This is a genomic window from Sorangium sp. So ce363 (assembly GCF_051520435.1).
Lineage (GTDB): Bacteria > Myxococcota_A > Polyangia > Polyangiales > Polyangiaceae > Sorangium > Sorangium cellulosum_B.
Genome location: NZ_CP150333.1, coordinates 5,589,277 through 5,604,629, shown reverse-complemented (window position 1 = coordinate 5,604,629; position 15,353 = coordinate 5,589,277). Strand labels below are relative to the sequence as shown.

At 70.2% G+C, this 15,353-nt stretch carries 12 protein-coding genes; 6 read left to right on the top strand and 6 right to left on the bottom strand.

The window, feature by feature from the left end; translation table 11 throughout:
- Positions 1-15: 15 nt before the first annotated feature.
- From WMF12_RS21310 to WMF12_RS21300, 3 genes are all read left to right on the top strand, one after another.
- Positions 16-1,752, top strand: coding sequence for a cellulose binding domain-containing protein (locus tag WMF12_RS21310; protein ID WP_437873333.1), 1,737 nt, complete (start codon positions 16-18; stop codon positions 1,750-1,752).
- A 91-nt stretch (positions 1,753-1,843) separates the two neighbouring features.
- Complete coding sequence (locus WMF12_RS21305; RefSeq protein WP_437873332.1) at positions 1,844-1,987, top strand: hypothetical protein; 144 nt, start codon at positions 1,844-1,846, stop codon at positions 1,985-1,987.
- Between the two features lie 62 nt (positions 1,988-2,049).
- The gene (locus WMF12_RS21300; protein WP_437873331.1) at positions 2,050-3,063 is read left to right on the top strand and encodes a glycoside hydrolase family 11 protein; all 1,014 of its coding nucleotides are present in this window, start codon (positions 2,050-2,052) and stop codon (positions 3,061-3,063) included.
- An 88-nt stretch (positions 3,064-3,151) separates the two neighbouring features.
- Here WMF12_RS21300 and WMF12_RS21295 read toward each other — a convergent pair whose 3' ends face one another.
- The gene (locus WMF12_RS21295) at positions 3,152-3,952 is read right to left on the bottom strand and encodes a DeoR/GlpR family DNA-binding transcription regulator (protein ID WP_437747445.1); all 801 of its coding nucleotides are present in this window, start codon (positions 3,950-3,952) and stop codon (positions 3,152-3,154) included.
- Positions 3,953-4,142: 190 nt separating this feature from the next.
- Between WMF12_RS21295 and WMF12_RS21290 the strand changes: the two genes are divergently transcribed.
- Entirely contained in the window at positions 4,143-5,360 is a 1,218-nt protein-coding gene (locus tag WMF12_RS21290; RefSeq protein ID WP_437873330.1) for an MFS transporter, read from the top strand.
- Between the two features lie 210 nt (positions 5,361-5,570).
- On the opposite strand, the gene WMF12_RS21285 is transcribed toward WMF12_RS21290, so the two are convergent.
- Both WMF12_RS21285 and WMF12_RS21280 read right to left on the bottom strand, forming a co-directional pair.
- The gene (locus tag WMF12_RS21285) at positions 5,571-6,449 is read right to left on the bottom strand and encodes a hypothetical protein (protein WP_437873329.1); all 879 of its coding nucleotides are present in this window, start codon (positions 6,447-6,449) and stop codon (positions 5,571-5,573) included.
- Positions 6,450-7,138: 689 nt separating this feature from the next.
- Positions 7,139-7,768 (bottom strand): class I SAM-dependent methyltransferase, encoded by a 630-nt coding sequence (locus WMF12_RS21280; protein WP_437873328.1) that lies wholly within the window; start codon positions 7,766-7,768, stop codon positions 7,139-7,141.
- A gap of 178 nt (positions 7,769-7,946) precedes the next feature.
- Between WMF12_RS21280 and WMF12_RS21275 the strand changes: the two genes are divergently transcribed.
- Positions 7,947-9,167: a sulfotransferase family protein gene (locus tag WMF12_RS21275; protein WP_437873327.1), complete on the top strand. Its 1,221-nt coding sequence runs from the start codon at positions 7,947-7,949 to the stop codon at positions 9,165-9,167.
- Between the two features lie 30 nt (positions 9,168-9,197).
- Here the strand turns inward: WMF12_RS21275 and WMF12_RS21270 are convergent, their stop codons facing one another.
- The 3 genes from WMF12_RS21270 to WMF12_RS21260 all read right to left on the bottom strand — a co-directional run bounded on the left by WMF12_RS21270 (position 9,198) and on the right by WMF12_RS21260 (position 12,786).
- Positions 9,198-10,031, bottom strand: a complete 834-nt coding sequence (locus tag WMF12_RS21270) for an alpha/beta fold hydrolase (protein ID WP_437873326.1) — start codon at positions 10,029-10,031, stop codon at positions 9,198-9,200.
- Positions 10,032-10,153: 122 nt separating this feature from the next.
- The gene (locus WMF12_RS21265) at positions 10,154-10,303 is read right to left on the bottom strand and encodes a hypothetical protein (protein WP_437747440.1); all 150 of its coding nucleotides are present in this window, start codon (positions 10,301-10,303) and stop codon (positions 10,154-10,156) included.
- 158 nt (positions 10,304-10,461) lie between these two features.
- The gene (locus WMF12_RS21260; RefSeq protein WP_437873325.1) at positions 10,462-12,786 is read right to left on the bottom strand and encodes an adenylate/guanylate cyclase domain-containing protein; all 2,325 of its coding nucleotides are present in this window, start codon (positions 12,784-12,786) and stop codon (positions 10,462-10,464) included.
- A 1,013-nt stretch (positions 12,787-13,799) separates the two neighbouring features.
- On the opposite strand from WMF12_RS21260, the gene WMF12_RS21255 reads away from it, so the two are divergent.
- A complete protein-coding gene (locus tag WMF12_RS21255; RefSeq protein ID WP_437873324.1) occupies positions 13,800-15,269 on the top strand; it encodes a protein kinase domain-containing protein in 1,470 nt (489 codons plus the stop codon).
- The last annotated feature ends 84 nt before the right edge of the window (positions 15,270-15,353 follow it).

Sequence of the window (15,353 nt, the reverse complement as noted above, 5' to 3'; positions counted from 1 at the left end):
GCACGATTGACAATCATGAACTCGAACTATCTACATGCTGTCGAGCGGGTGAGATGGACTGGCCGGCGCACACGTGTGACGCTCCTCGAAAGGATGGCCGAACTCTTGCGGGCTCGTGCCCTCCGCCTTGCGTGCTTGAGCATCTTCGTCGCGCTCTCGACTTGCGGTCACTCGAGCGGTAGTTTCGCCGGGACGACCGACTTTGCCGTCCAGTACAGCAACTATGACGCCGCCGCGCCGAACGACACCATCGTCGAGGCCGGGATAAAAATCCGCAACAACACCGCTGCCCCGATACCGCTGAGCAGCATCGTCATACGCTACTGGTTCACGAAGAACGGCGCGACGACGGTGGCCCCGGCGTGTTGGTGGTGGAGCTCGGGCTGCAGCCGAATCACGCTGACAACCGGGACAGTGTCCTCTACGGGCGCCGATCGTTACGTGCAGATCGGCTTCACCAGCGTCGCCGGAAGCTTGGCTGCGGGGGCGACGACCCAGCCGATCGACCTCGGGATCGAGTTCAATACGAACGTCGTCGAGACCGACGATTACTCGTATGGAAACCAGACAACCTTCTCCGACTCTAGCCGTATCACCGTGCACGACGCCGGCTCCGCGCCCACGGGCGGCCTGCGCAGCGGTACGCCGCCGAGCGGCAGTGTGTCGCCGCCTCCGGCGCCGATCTCCCTGACGGCTACGGCGTCGAGCGCAAGCGCGATCTCCCTGAGCTGGGCGGCGAGCAGCGGTGCGACAAGCTATGACGTCTACCGATCGACCACGTCGGGTTTCACGCCTGGCGCGGGAAACCAGATCGCCAGCGGCGTGACCTCTACCGGCTATGACAGCACCGGCCTGGCCGCGTCGACCACCTACTATTACAAAGTCACGGCCCTGAATGCGGGCGGCGCGTCTGCCGCCTCCAATCAGGCGAGCGCGACGACCCAGGCCGGCAGCGCGGTCATGGCCGAGTTCTTCGACGATTTCAGCTACAACGGGACCAGCGACGCCAACTTCACGAGCTGGTGGTCGCTGCGGAGCTGGTCGGGGGCGCCGGGGGTGAGCGACGCGGCGTGGCTGGAGTCCAACGTTTCGCTGGTCGCTGACCCGCAGAGCTCCACGAACAAGCTGATGCGTCTCGAGGCGAGCACGAGCGGCACCGGGGCGACCACCTCGCAGGCCGAGGTGATCACCAATGCCCAGAAGTTCCGCTTCGGCACCTACGCTGCCAGGGTCAAGTTCAACGACACCCCGCTGTCCGGCACGCGTTTTTACGCCGACAAGCCCGTCGAGACCTTCTTCACCTTGACCGAATGGGCCGTCGGCGACCCGGACTACTCGGAGCAGGATTTCGAGTACATGCCCAACGGCGGTTGGGGCCAGGACAACACGAGCACGATGTGGCTGACTTCGTGGGAGACGTCGGACGTGAACCTCTCGAGCTTGGTCTCCGCGAACTTCAACGGCTTTCACACGCTCGTTCTCCACGTTGCCAGCACGTCCATCAGCTATTACATCGATGGGGTGCATCGCGCGACGCACGGTTCCATGTACGTTCCAGAGGTGGATCAATTCATCTTCTTCAACCTCTGGTACGATGAGCTCGATGCCGCGAAGGGCAGCTCGCGGACATACCACGAGGATGTCGACTGGGTCTACTTCGCCGAGGACGCGATCCTGTCGTCCGCCGAGGTCGACGCGAAGATAGCTAACTTCCGCTCTTCGTCGGTTTTCCGTCGAGACACGGTGCCTTAGACCGGAGAACACGTTCTTCGGACACAGGCCCACCTCGGCGTTTTCGGTGCTCGGCGTACAGGAGTCTCAGGACCCTGGTTGTCTCACTCGGATGGCCGAACGGGTGCTGCAGATCGCGAGAGGGCCTGTCGAACCGGCGCTCGACGCCGCGCCGGTGAACCTGTCGAGCGGCGCATGGAACGGGATGTTTGCGCGGGTCTGGAAACTTCTGCCCGATGCGGCGAGCCGACGGTGAGCTCTCCTTCCAGCGGTTCGCCTCCCTTGATCACCCTGTGCGTACCCTGGCATGCTCCAACCATGAAGGTTCTCGCTCCGTCCCGTTGGTCGATGGGTACCCTCGCCGCTTGCCTCGCCGCCGCGGCTTTCACGGGCTGTTCCGGCTCCGGGGAGGTGAAGGACGACGCCGGGAGCGGCGGATCGATCGCAGGATCCACCGGCGGGAGCGGAGGCGGTGGTCAACCGGGCGCCGGGGGCGCGGACGTCACCTCCGCTACCGGAGGCGTCACGGGGAGCGGCGGCGCGAGCAGCAGCAGCGGGCTCCCTGGCGCGGGCGGAGCGACGGGTGGAGGAGGCTCCCCCGGCGACGGCGGCGGGTCCACCGGCGAAGGCGGGTCCACGGGCAGCGGCGCGACCACCTGCCCGCCAGCGACACCGCTGACCGGAGGCAGGGAGTATTGCTCGAACAGCCGAGGCAATGCGGGCAATGGTTACGGTTATGAGCTCTGGGCGGAGGGAGGCGGGACGGGCTGCATGACCGTGCACGGCGTCGACGCCGCCTTCAGCGCGGAATGGAACGGCGTCGAGGATTTCCTGGCGCGCGTCGGGCTCGACTTCAACCAGACCCAGAAGCACACCCAGATCGGCACCTTCTCGGCGGAGTTCGCGCATACCAAGACGGAGGAGGACGGCGGCTTGACGTACATCGGCATCTACGGCTGGACCGTCAACCCGCTGCGCGAGTTCTATATCCTCGACGACTGGGGGAGCGTAAAGCCGGCAGGGTTTTCTTCCGACGGGACGCCGCGGGACGAGGTCGGCACGCTCACTGCCGACGGCGAGACCTACGACGTGTGGAAGAAGACCCGCGTGAACAAGCCGGCCATCACGGGGCCGAGCGAGACGTTCGATCAATATTTCAGCATCCGGCGGACGGCTCGCACGTGCGGCACCATCTCCGTTTCCGAACACTTCACCAAGTGGGAAGCGCTCGGCCTTCCCCTCGGGAATCTGCACGAGGTCAAGCTGCTGGTCGAGGCCCAGAACAACAGCGGGACAGTCAAGTTCACGAAGGCGAAGGTCGTCGTGGAATGAGCGAAGGCGTCCAGGCACCTCGAGCTCGGCATGGCCAGCGCGAGCCTGCGCCTCCTGGAAGTCGTGGCAGGCTCTCTGACCCGCTGGTTCAGGCCGGCTCCGCCTCGAGGTCCTGCGTGACGGTGACGCCCGCGGCCCGGTAGGGCGCGAGCGCCTCCTTCGACACGCCGCGCTCGGTGAAGAGCCACGTGAGCTCGCTCAGCGGCGCGACCACGTACGGCGACACGGTGCCCAGCTTGTCCGCGGTCACCAGCGCGACGACCTCGGCCGAGGCCTCCACCATCGCCCGCTTCACGTACGACTCATCCAGATCCAGCGTGGTGACGCCGAACGTGGGATCGAGCGTGCACACCCCCAGGTAGCAGAGGTCCGCCCGGATCTGGCGCACCCCCGCGATGGTCACCCCGTCGGCGGCGGCCAGCGGATCCTTGCGCATGCGCCCGCCCAGCAGGACCACCTCCACCCGCGGGTGCTCCGAGAGCGCGATGGCGACAGGAGGGCTGTTGGTCACGACCGTCGCCTCGAGATCGCGCGGGAGGTGGCGCGCCACAGCCACGTTGGTCGTCCCGCTGTCGATGAACACGACCTGACCCCGCTTGATCAAGGTCGCCGCGGCCCGCGCGAGCTCTTCCTTGGCCTTCGGCCGCTGCCGCTCGCGCGCAGGGAAGCTCGGGTTCACCCGCGAGACGGGCAGGCCGCCGCCGTGAACCCGCTGCAAGAGCCCCTCGTTCGCCATCTCGCGCAGATCGCGCCGGATCGTGTCCTCCGAGACGCCGAAGGCACGGCTCAGCTCTGCCGCCACCACCTTCCCATCACGTTCCAGTACCGCGAGAATATGCTGGCGCCGCTCGGCCACCATCAGGCCGGAGGTGTCTGCGTTGTTTTGCACGATTGTTCCTGTTTGTGCACGAAGTTGCTTGCTCCGGTCCCTTCCGGCCCCATGATCTTTCCCTGATGTTCACGAAAATGCACGAACCTTCCGGGGAGCCTCCAACTCTCACCGCCGTCCTCCGGACGGCCTTCCCCTGGCCGCGGCTGTGCGCCAGCGGCTCGCCTGGTCCTGCGCGGGGGGTGCCGTGATGGACGTCCCCCTCTCACCCATTGACGACGTCGCGCGCGCTCGGCGCGCCGTCTCGGTCATGTTCGTGGCGAACGGCATCGCCTTCGCGTCCTGGGCCGCGCGGGTCCCTGCGGTCCGCGAGCGGCTCGGGCTGCGCGACGGCCTGCTCGGCCTCGCCCTGCTCGGCCTCGCCTGCGGGGCGATGCTCGCCTTCCGCGCCGCCGGGCCGCTCGTCGCCCGCTTCGGGAGCCGGCGCGTCACCCGGGTCTCGGCCTTGCTCCTGTGCGCGGCGCTGCCCCTGCCCGCGTTCGCCCCTTCCTTTGCCGCGCTCGTCGCGGCCCTCCTGCTGCTCGGCGTGTGCAACGGCCTCATGGACGTCGCGATGAACGCGCAGGCCGTCGAGGTCGAGCGGCGCTCCGGTCGGCCCATCCTCGCCTCGGTCCACGGCATGTTCAGCCTCGGCGGGCTGATCGGGGCGGCCCTTGGCGCGCTCGCGGCCGACCGGGCGCTGTCGCCCGCGGCGCACCTCGTCGCCGTCGCCGCCGTCCTCGCCGCGGCCGTCGCGCGCGAGGGCAGGGCGCTCTCGGCCGACGCGCGCCCCGAGCCCTCGACCGAGTCCGGCCCCGGGACCGCCCGCTCGACAGCGCTCCTCCTGCTCGGCCTCGTCGCGTTCTGCTCGTCCGTGGGTGAGGGCGCGATGGCCAACTGGTCGGCCGTCTACCTCCGCGACGAGCTCCACACCACCGCGGCCTTCGCGGCGACCGGCTACGCCGCGTTCTCGCTGGCGATGCTCCTCGGGCGGTTCTCCGGGGACGGGCTGACGCAGCGGTTCGGCGCCGATCGGGTCGTGCGCGCGGCCGGTGTCGTGGTCGCGGGCGGGCTCGGCGCGGCGCTGCTCGCCAACGCCCCCGTCGCCATGCTGCTCGGGTTCGGGTGCGTGGGCGCCGGCCTGTCCGTCGTGGTGCCGCTGGTCTTCCGCGCCGGGGCGAGCGCCCCCGGCGTCGCGCCCGGCAAGGCGCTGGCGACGCTCGCCACCCTGTCGTACGGCGGCTTTCTCGTCGGCCCTCCGGCCATCGGCCTGGTCTCCGATCATCTCACCTTGCGCGGCGGCCTCGCCCTCGTCGTGGCGCTGGCCCTCGTGATCGTCGCGCTGGGCCCGGCGGTCATCCGCGGGCCCGCGTCCCGCGCCCCCGCCGCCCGCACGCCCGCGCGCCCGCAGGTGATCAGGGCGCACTGACCGACGGCGTCGTCGCCGCGGGCCCGCGGGCGGGACGCGAGGGCAGTTGAGGCGAGAAGTGACTGGACGGTTCCGCGCCGGTCGATGCGTCGACCCGGGTCGGGGTGCAATGCGTCGACCCGGGTCGGGCAGCAGGCGGGACCGCAGAGGCTCACGGAGGGCGCCCAGGCGACCTGTTGAGGGAGGGATTCGTCGACCGTCGTGCGGAGTCTACTGGATGCACATGATGTGGGCCGTCTTGCCGTTGCTCACGGTCACCCTCCACCAGGTGGAGCCGGGGTCATAGGTGACGAAGACGCCGTCGGTCCAGGAGCTGGTCTGGAAGCGCCCACCGACGCCCGTGAGGAAGCATTGCGTGCCGAGGGGGCTCGTGCCGTCGTGGATTGCCTGGATCAGGTTGTGCGTGGCCGTACCGGAGCTCGGCGCAATATATGTCCAGCCCCAGGTGCCGCTGCCGCTGGTGGCGTCCACGCACCTGCCGCGGCCGTGGGCGTTCCCGGTGCCGCCGATGTACCAGTTGGTGCCGTCGTTCCAGACCATCACGCTATCGCCGGCGGCCTGCCAATTGTTGTCATTATAATGAGTCTCCGAGTTCTTCACGATGTCCAGGCCACACCGCCGGTTGGCGGTGACCGGCGCCAGGACCTTCGCCGCCTCTCCGCCCTTCCACTCGACGGGCGTCGTCCTGTTCGCGACGCTGGGAACGCAGAGGGTGGTCGCCTTGACCTTGGTGGTCACGTGGTTGCCTTGCGTATAAAAATACCAACGGCCGCCGCTGTCATAGACCCCCGCGAAGGCGGAGCTGAGGGGGGGATTAGCCGGCGATCCGCTGTTGGACTTGAGGTCACCGGCGACCCCGGAGAGGAAGCAGGTCCTATCGAAGTCCGGTGCGAGGTCCGCTCTCGGCGTATCGTAACCTTCCGTCTCCCGCCACCAGCCCCAGTAGCCGCTGAATGCCTGCTCGGCCGAGCCGACCGCCTCGTCATCCACCAGGTCGTTGCTCGCCTGATCATCCGTGGCCGCGACGCAGCCGACTCCCATGAGCAGGGCAGGGAGCATGCACGAGAGCTTCCAGAGTTTGTTTGACACGTTCTTCACTCGTTTCCTGGATAGGGTTCTTACTGCGTTGACAACGCTTCAACGCTGATCCACGCGAGCGATGCTCGCTGTCCGCGCCCGAGCGCGCAGCGACGTTCAGGCGATGCGTAGGTCACGGTTCGGCGACGCGCATGGCTCAGCTGAAGCACATCTCTGACGGGACAAAGCAACCGGCGCGCCAACTCAGGTGTCCCGGGCGCTCGCATACGCAGCTGCGCCAAATTCGGGTCGCTGCAGCGCCAGAGCGCCGCAACGACAGCGGGTGAAGGGCGAGAGGGGCTGCTACGCCACATGTTGTCAGGATGGATTTTGCTGTTGGTGGTGTATGTCACGGTGTACCCGTGACATGTCACAGTGCACCCGTGACATGTCACGGCGAAGCCGGCGGCGATCCAATCCAAGTCGGACGAGCGGCAGTCGTTCCTGGGGAGCCGACCGAGCTACTCACGAACGATCCGGACGCTGGCGTCGGCGGTCCGTGCGTCGCTGGACCGCGGCTGCTGCTGCGGCGGCGAGCGCGACATGTGCTGCCACCTGCACCTGCCGGTCAGCTCGGTGAATTGTCCGGGCGATCTGGCGGAGTTCGCGACGACCGAGGGCCGCATTCAGGTGCGCTGTTGCGAATCAAGCGGCTCGGGAGGGGGTTGTGGCCTGCTGCGTCGCTGGGCCGCGCCCGAGGCTCAGCGCTTGCGCCACACCGTCGCCAGCCACGGCTGCTGCTCGCGCGGCCGGCCCGCCGGTCGATAGTAGTGCTCGATCTCCTCGAACCCGGCGGCGGTCACGTGCTCCCGCCACCGCTCGAGCGACCAGGTACAACCGTACCGGTCGCCCGACCACCCCTCCCGATCGTCGCCGCGCGGGTTCGAGCTGAAGAGGACGCCGCGCGGGCGGAGCGCGGCGTGGAGCTCGCGGAGCACGCGCGGCAGCTCCTTGCTCGGCACGTGGAACAGCGACGCGTTGGCGAATATCCCGTCGAAGCGCCCGGCCTCGAGGTCGAGGCGCAGGAAGTCCTGGTGGAGCACCTCGCAGCCCGCGTGCCGCCGCGCCATCTCGACGAACCGCGCGGACCCGTCGAGGCCGACCGGGTTGTGCCCCGCGGCCCGGAACGCCGCGAGATCGCGCCCGGGGCCACAGCCGAGATCGAGGATCGTGAACGGGCCTGCCCCCTCCAGGGCCGCGAGCAGCGCGGCGCGGTTCTGCGAGACGTCGTGATCGCGCGTGCCCTCCCAGAACGACAGGGCATGATCGTCGTAGTGAGCCAGGGTCCTCTCGGTGAGCGCGGAGTGCCGGGGGGCGCTGTCGTCGTGCATGGCGGCAGTGTGGGCCGGGAGCGCCCCGCCGAAAAGGACGGCGAGGCGCTCGTGGTGCGGCCGCCGCCCGGCCCGCGTGCGCCCGTTCGGCGCTACCCCTCCGTGCGGCGCGCGCCTACCCTGAGGCCGGCGCATGCACGGACCCACGAGATCGACCTCCCATCCGTACCGCGTGTCGATGCCGTTTCGCGCGCTCAACGCGGTCGGGGCGCGGATGGGGCGCTCGGCCCTGCGTGCGCTCGCCCCCCTGGACGTCGACGTCCTGTCCGAGCGCGCCCGGCGGCGCACGGGGCTGACCGATCCCGGCGAGGGCTGGTTCTGGGAGGGGCTGCGGGTCCTCTCCGCCTCGCTCGAGGACGAGGCCGATCTGGCCCTGCTCGGGAGGCTCGGCTTCGGCGACGAGATCGAGCGGCAGATCGCGAATCGCCTGCTGCTGCGCGAGGACGTGCGGCGCGAGCCGCGGATCGCCGAGCAGCGCACGCCGCGCCCGGTCTTCATCGTCGGCTATCCGCGGACCGGCACGACGCTGCTGCACAACCTGATGATCCTGCACCCGGACGCGCACGCGCCGCGCCTCTGGCGGATCCACGCGCCGTCGCCGCCGGTCCGCCCCGAGGACGAAGCCCGCGACCCCCGGCGCGCGGCGGCGAGGCGCCGCGTCCGCTTCGCGCACGCCGTCTGTCCGATCTTTGCCACCATCCACGAGCTTTCCGCGGACGGCCCGGAAGAGTGCGTGTTCCTGATGCAGAACACCCTTCTTCCCTGTGTCCGCGCCGAGACGCCGTCGTACCGGAGGTGGGCGCTCGCGCAGGACCTCGTCCCGGACTACCAGCATCACCGCCGCCAGCTGCAGGTCTTGCAATGGGGGCGCCCCGAGGGGCGCTGGGTGCTCAAGTCTCCCTTCCACCTGCCGGGGATCGCCGCGCTCCTGCAGGTGTATCCGGACGCGTGCGTCGTGATGACGCACCGCGATCCGCTCCGGGTCGTCCCGTCGTTCTGCAGCCTCGTCGCGGCCGCGCGCGCGATGCACCAGCGGCGGGTCGAGCCGCGCGCCGTCGGCCCGAGGGGCCTCGAGCTGCTCGGCGCCATGATGGACCGCTTCCTCGAGGCCCGCGCGCGGCTCGACCCGGCGCGGTTCCTCGACGCGAGCTACGAGGAGCTGACCGCGGATCCCGCCGGGCTGGTGCGGCGCATCCACGAGCGCTTCGGCCTCGGGTTCGACGGCGCTGTCGCCGCGCGGATCGAGGGGTGGATGCGCGAGCACCCGCAGCACCGCTGCGGTGTCCATCGTTATGCCCTCGACGAGTTCGGGCTCACCGAGCGGGAGGTGCTGGACCGGTTCGGGGGCTACCTGGAGCGGTTCGGCGAGCTCGCCGCGGGGAAGCGAGGGCGGAGCTGAGCCGGAGAGCGGGAGCGCCGTAGTCCGGGCTCAGGCGGCGTCCAGCCATGCCTCGAGCTCGGCGGCGAACGCTGCCGGCGCGTCGAGCATCAGCCAGTGGCTGGTCTCCGGCAGCACGACCGCCGTGAGCGCGGGCCTCAGCGCGTGCAGGCTTTGCGGCCATGCGTTCGAGGGGGCGACGATGGCGTGGGCGCGGGCGCCCGGGGTGGCGAGGTAGCGGTCCAGCGCGTTCACCGCCTCGAACTCCAGCAAACGCCGGGACATGCCGAGCATGCGGTCGTGCGGCGTGGCGGCGACGCGCGCCAGCACCGTCTCCCGGGTCGCGGGCGTGCTGCCCGCGAGCGCCTCGTTGAAGGTGGCAAAGGCGGTGTCACGCCAGCCGTCCGCCGCGAGGGCGGCGAGGTAGGGCGGGAAGTGCTGCGCCTGGATCTCCGCCGGGATCTGCGTGAAATCCCGGGGCGGGTCTGCGAGCAGGAGGCGCGCGACCCGCTCCGGGTGGTCGGCCGCGGCGGCGAGCGCCACGAGCGCGCCGTAGCTGTGGCCGACGAGCGCCACGCGGGGGAGCGCCAGGGCGTCGAGGACCGCGAGCACGTCGGCCGCGCACGCGGACGGAGCGTAGTCCGCGTCGGGCGGGGGCTCCGACGCGCCGTGCCCCCGGAGGTCGATGGCGACCGCGCGCCGCCGGCCGGAGGCGTGCGCGAGCGGCGCCTCCCAGAAGCCGGCGTGGCCGACCATGCCGTGCACGAGCACGACCGGCGGCGCCTCGCTCGAGGGACCCGCGCCCGCGGCGGTAGGAGCGCCCGTGGCCGGATGATCGACGATGTGGAGCGCGCCCGCAGGGCCCGCGACGGTCAGGGAACGCATGTGCGTCTGCTACCTCGGAGTGTGGGGCCGCGTGAAGGGGCCGTGTTGCGCTGCGAGGGCGGAGCGTAGGCGAGGCGCCTGTTCGAAGCAAAGGTGCTCTCCCAGGAGCGCGTCGCCCTGGGTTACACGCAGGTCGATGTCCTCGGAGCCGAGGAGAACCGGTCGCCGAGCCGATACGGCTCCTTCAGGAGCACGGGTTCGAGGTGAACATGCCTGTTGACGACCAGGCTCCCGCAGAGCGCCCCGGAGAGCGTCGTCTCGCTCTTTTCCACGAGACCCTGAGTTGGCCCGTCGTCCGCTCCCCGGCACCAGGGGAGGGCTCGAGTTCGTCCCAGGTTCCCACGCGACGTACACCCTCCCCGGGGGCCGGGCGGCTCGGCAGCATCTCCCGCACACCCAGACGCGAGCCTGCCTTTACGGCGGCGAGCCGCTACGCCTCGGCGCGGTGCAGCTTCTGGACGAACGCCGCGAGCCCCGGCGGCGACGACGTGAAGTGGATGCGCACGACGTCGTCGGCGCGCGCGTCGAGCTCGATCACCTTCGCGTGCAGCTCGCCGCCGAGCTGCTCGGCGAGCGCGCCGGACGGGTGGATCTGGAGGTTCGTGAAGGGCGCGGGCCGGGGATGGATCCGCAGCACGGCGCCGAAGGGCGAGAGCCCGAGGATGAAGGCGGACTGCGGCTCGCCCTCCACCCGCTTGCCCGCGAGGCGCGCGCACACGACCGGCAGCGGCGACGAGAGCGAGAGGATCTCGACCCGCCGCTCGGGCAGGTAGAGACGCTCGGGGTTGTCGAGACCCAGGACCTCGTGGACCAGCACGCGGTTCGAGAACCCCTTGACGGCCAGCGCGTGGCTCTGGCCGAGCAGGAGCCCCGCGCCGGCGGCGCGGCGCGTGGCGTCCGCGATCAGGATCTGGCGGCCCACCGTGCACGACTCGATGCGGGACGTCAGGTTCACCTGGGCGCCGACAACGCCGTATTTCGTGCGCGCCTCGGAGCCGATGTTGCCGACGACGACCGGTCCGGTGTTGAGCGCGATGCCCATCTGAAGCGTCGGCAGGCCCTCGGCGCTGTTCTTCTCGTTCACCGCGTCCATCGCGATCTGCATCTCCAGCGCGCAGGCGACCGCGCGGCGGGTGTCGTCGCCCGCCGGGAACGGGGCGCCGAAGAGCGCGAGGATCGCGTCGCCGATGAACTCGATGATCGTGCCGCCGCGCGCGACGATGATGCGCGCCATCTCGCCGAGGTAGCCGTTCAGGAGCCGCATGACGACGTCGGGCGGCATGTTCTCGGTCATCGTCGTGAAGCTGCGGAGGTCCGTCATCATGATGGTCACCTCGCGCTCCTCGCCGCCGAGGAGCTGGGCCTCGGGCGAGGAGAGCAGGCGGTTCACCACGTCGTCGCTCAGGTAGCGGCCGAACGTCTTGCGGATGAACTCGCTCTTGACCGACAGCTCCGCCGCGAGCTGCGAGAGCTGCTCGCGCGAGCGCTTCAGCGTGAGCTGCGTGTCGAGCCGCCCGAGCAGGATGTCAAAGTCGATCGGCTTCGTCACATGGTCGTTGGCGCCGAGCTTGAGCGACTCGACGACGTCCTCGCTCGCGCCGCGCGTCGTCACCATGATCACGGGGAGCTCGGCCTGCGACCGGCTCTGGCGCAGGGCGGAGAGCACGCCGAGGCCGCTGATGCCGGGCATGTTCACGTCGAGCAGCACGGCGTCGAAGCGCTCGCGCGCGGCGAGCCCGAGCGCGCGGGGTCCGTCCTCGGCGGAAGCGGTGCGGTAGCCGTTGTTCTGCAGCACCCGGCAGAGGACGTCGCGGTTGCCTCGGCTGTCGTCGACCACGAGGATGGTGCCGCGCCCGCTGCCCTCGATCTCGGCGTGGACCGCGGGCTCCTCGTGCGGGGAGGGGATGCTGACCTTCACGCTCGAGGGCGCGTCCTCGTCGCCGTTCTCCATCGCCTGCACGATGGTGAGCAGCTTGCGCGACGCGAGCTCGATGTTGCGGATGTCCTCGATGTGCTGCGGCGCGACCTTGCCCTGCAGCGACGCCACGAGCAGGCGCGTGTAGCCGAGGATCTGGTTGATGGGCGTGTACGGGTCGTGGCCCCCGCCGTGCGGCTCGTGGAGCCGTTGCGGCTCGCGCCCCGCGGTCGGCCGGGCCGACGGCGCGGGCTGATGCGCGGCGGGCAGCCCGCCGGTCGCCGTGCGCCTGGCCGGCGACGACGCCGGCGCGTGGCCACGGCCGGCGTCGTCGTGGCGCGACCCCTCCGGGACGCGCGAGCTCGGTGGCTCGGGCGGCTGGGTCGCGGGCGCCGCGGGGGCGCCCTCGGGCGGGTCCCACCGGTCGAACGGATCCTGCAAGGTGTAGCCGCTGCGCGCCGCGGCCGCGGCGGCGGCGGTCGGCCGCTCTCGCCAGCCGCGCGCCTCCTGCGACGCATAGGCGCCGTGCGGAGAGAGCGGGACGCTCGGCCGATCTCGCCGCACGCGCGCGTCGGCCGGAAAATGGCTGCCGCGCGCCGGGGGCGGCGCGTGCTGCTGAGGCGGCGGGAGGGTGCTGCCCCCGCGGTTCGATGCGGGCGCCGGTGGCAGGGCGCTGCCGTTGCCGCCGCTGTTGCGTGTCGGGGGCGGCGCTGCCGGCAGGGCGCTGCTGCTGCTGGCGCTGGCGCGCGACGGGATCGTCTCCGGCGGGGTCCCTCGCGACGGCACGGGGCTGACCGTTGCCTTTTTGTGCGCGTCCTTGTCGGAGGGGGATCGGCTCATGGTTCCGGCGATTCTACGCCTGCGCGCGTAGACGCAACCATGGATGACACCCGCGCTTCATTTTTTATCGCACCCCTACGCCTCAGCTTCAGCCTCGGCGCGGGTGGATTTCCTCCGCCGGCGTACGCGCGAGCTCCGCGGGTGTCCAGGCCGTCCTCGGCTGGGTGAACTCTTTCAGTGAGCCGGCATCCAGAAGACGAGAGGCTTCAATCCTCCTCCAGAAGACAACCCGCCTGTCGCGGCGCGTGATCCGGGGAAGCGCGAGCGCGCCGCGCGGGTGGAGCTCTGGACAGGCCCGCCCTCCGATGTCGGACGATGCCGACACCCCAATGGATCTCGCCCCGTCCTCGTGATTCCCGCGCTGGATGAAGACACGAGCGCCGTCCTCCATGCTGCCCGGACGGTGGTTGTGGAGGTAAAATGAAAGACTTTTTTCGAAGTCAAGAGGCGATGAGCCCTCGCGCGCCCCGGGGGGCTCATCTGGCGCCGCGAGGTGAGCCCATGGATGAAGCCGCAGCGGATCGCGAGCCATGGCCGCACGACAGGCACGCTTGTTCCCGGGCTCCCCACCTGATCATCAGGTGGCCTACCTTCAACTCCGTTGTTCAGCGTCACCGCTCGCGACGACGGGTGCTTTCGACCGGCCGGATGAACCTGGCGCTCGGCATGCGCTCATGCGCCGACACCGGCGCACGGTGGATGTCCGTCCACGTGGCCGTATCGCACATGAGTGCTCCGTGGCCCCTGCGCTCCTGGGGGATGTAAGAGACGGGTTGGCTTCAATGTGCGCGGATACGCGACACACGCTCTGACGTGACTGACGTGACTGACGTGACTGACGTGACTGACGTGACTGACGTGACTGACGTGACCGACGTGGCGGAGAGCACTTTGTTTCTCTTGCAGAGGTAATGAAGGCGTCGTAGTGATCTATTTACGCCATTCGGGCGAGTTTTCGGCTGGAGCTGACGGAACCACCGGCTCGGGCCTGTGCGAGAAGGAGTAGCAGAGGTATGCCCCTGCACACCGGACAGATGGTGACGCCTTCGCTGAGGCTCGTGCGCATCCTCCGGCGCGGCGGGATGGGGAGCATCTGGGTTGCCGATCGGCTTCCGCTGAAGGCTCAGGTCGCCGTGAAGTTCATGTCGCCCGAGTACGCGGATGATCCGGGCTACGTCGAGCGGTTCCGGCGAGAGGCGGTCGCTGCGGCGCAGATCACGAGCCCGCACGTCGCGCAGGTCCTCGATCACGGCTTGACGGCGGAGGGCATGCCGTACATCGCGATGGAGCTCCTCCGTGGCGACGACCTGAGGACCCGCATCAGCCGCCAGGGGCGGCTGCCGCTCGGCGAGGTGGCGCGTATCGTGGCGCAGACGGCCAAGGCGCTCGGGCAGGCGCACCGCCTCGGCATCGTCCACCGCGACATCAAGCCGGACAACCTGTTCCTGACCCAGGTGGACGGGGAGACCTTCGTCAAGGTGCTTGACTTCGGTATCGCCAGGCGGGTCCGGGACCTGCGGGTCACCTCGACGGGGAACGTGGTTGGGACGCCGCTGTACATGAGCCCGGAGCAGCTCGTCAGCCCGAGGGATCTCGATTTCCGTGCGGATCTCTGGTCGCTCGGCGTCGTCGCCTACCATGCGATGACGGGGCGGACCCCGTTCTCCGGAGAGACGCTCGCGGCGCTCACGCTCGCCGTGCACAGGGGGCGGTTCACGCCCCCCAGCGCGCACCGGATCGACGTGCCGGCCGCTGTCGACGAGTGGATGGCGAAGGCCCTGCAGCAGGATCCGAGCGCGCGCTTCGGGTCGGCGAAGGAGATGGCAGAGGCGCTGGAGCGTGCGCTGTCGTCACGCAAGTGGGGCACCGAGACGCCGGCTCCGGCGGTCGGGGACGCGGCTGTGGAGAGCGTTGTCGAGGCGCCGCCCGTGAGCTCGCAGGACGGCGTGGTTACCCGGCGCAACCCTGTCATGACGTCCCCGTCGATACCGGTCGTGGAGGCGGATCTCTGCGAGGACGACGGCGGCGATGGCACGACGGCGGTCCTGGGCGCGGCGTCGAGCCGCAAGAAGCGCAAGAGGCCATCCGCGCGGCTCGCGGCGGCCGCCGCGATCGGCGCCGTGCTGGCCGGCGCCAGCCTGTTCTTCGGCGTCCGGCTCGCCGCGCCCGCTGCCGACAGCGCCGCGCTCGCCGCGGTCGCCCCCCGCGCCGGGCTGGCGAGCTCGACCGAGTCGACGCTCCTCGCCAGCGTCGTGGAGGCACCCCGGCCGCTGCTCGCGCCGGAGCTCCAGGAGCCCGTCCAGGCCGCTGCGGCGCAGCCCGAGAGCGCGCCCACCAGCGAGGCCTCACGGTTGACAACGAAGAAGAAGCCCTCCGTGCGCCCCGCGCGATCCCCCGGGCGGACCAAGACCATCCCGTCCGCTGGGCGGCACACCCGACGCATCAAGCCTTTTCCCCGCAACGACATCGCGATGCACCGGTAGCGCTCCCGGCGCTGCTCATCGCGATGCACGGGCAGCGCTCTCGGCGCTGCTCAGGGGAGGGCGGGCCGTGCACGGCTCGTCGAC

Bases quoted from the DNA above. Each gene is read 5' to 3' on its own strand.
- WMF12_RS21290 (WP_437873330.1), top strand. From the start codon at position 4,143: ATGGACGTCCCCCTCTCACCCATTGACGACGTCGCGCGCGCTCGGCGC.
- WMF12_RS21260 (WP_437873325.1), bottom strand. From the start codon at position 12,786: ATGAGCCGATCCCCCTCCGACAAGGACGCGCACAAAAAGGCAACGGTC.
- WMF12_RS21305 (WP_437873332.1), top strand. From the start codon at position 1,844: ATGGCCGAACGGGTGCTGCAGATCGCGAGAGGGCCTGTCGAACCGGCG.
- WMF12_RS21275 (WP_437873327.1), top strand. From the start codon at position 7,947: ATGCCGTTTCGCGCGCTCAACGCGGTCGGGGCGCGGATGGGGCGCTCG.
- WMF12_RS21280 (WP_437873328.1), bottom strand. From the start codon at position 7,768: ATGCACGACGACAGCGCCCCCCGGCACTCCGCGCTCACCGAGAGGACC.
- WMF12_RS21300 (WP_437873331.1), top strand. From the start codon at position 2,050: ATGAAGGTTCTCGCTCCGTCCCGTTGGTCGATGGGTACCCTCGCCGCT.
- WMF12_RS21270 (WP_437873326.1), bottom strand. From the start codon at position 10,031: ATGCGTTCCCTGACCGTCGCGGGCCCTGCGGGCGCGCTCCACATCGTC.
- WMF12_RS21255 (WP_437873324.1), top strand. From the start codon at position 13,800: ATGCCCCTGCACACCGGACAGATGGTGACGCCTTCGCTGAGGCTCGTG.
- WMF12_RS21310 (WP_437873333.1), top strand. From the start codon at position 16: ATGAACTCGAACTATCTACATGCTGTCGAGCGGGTGAGATGGACTGGC.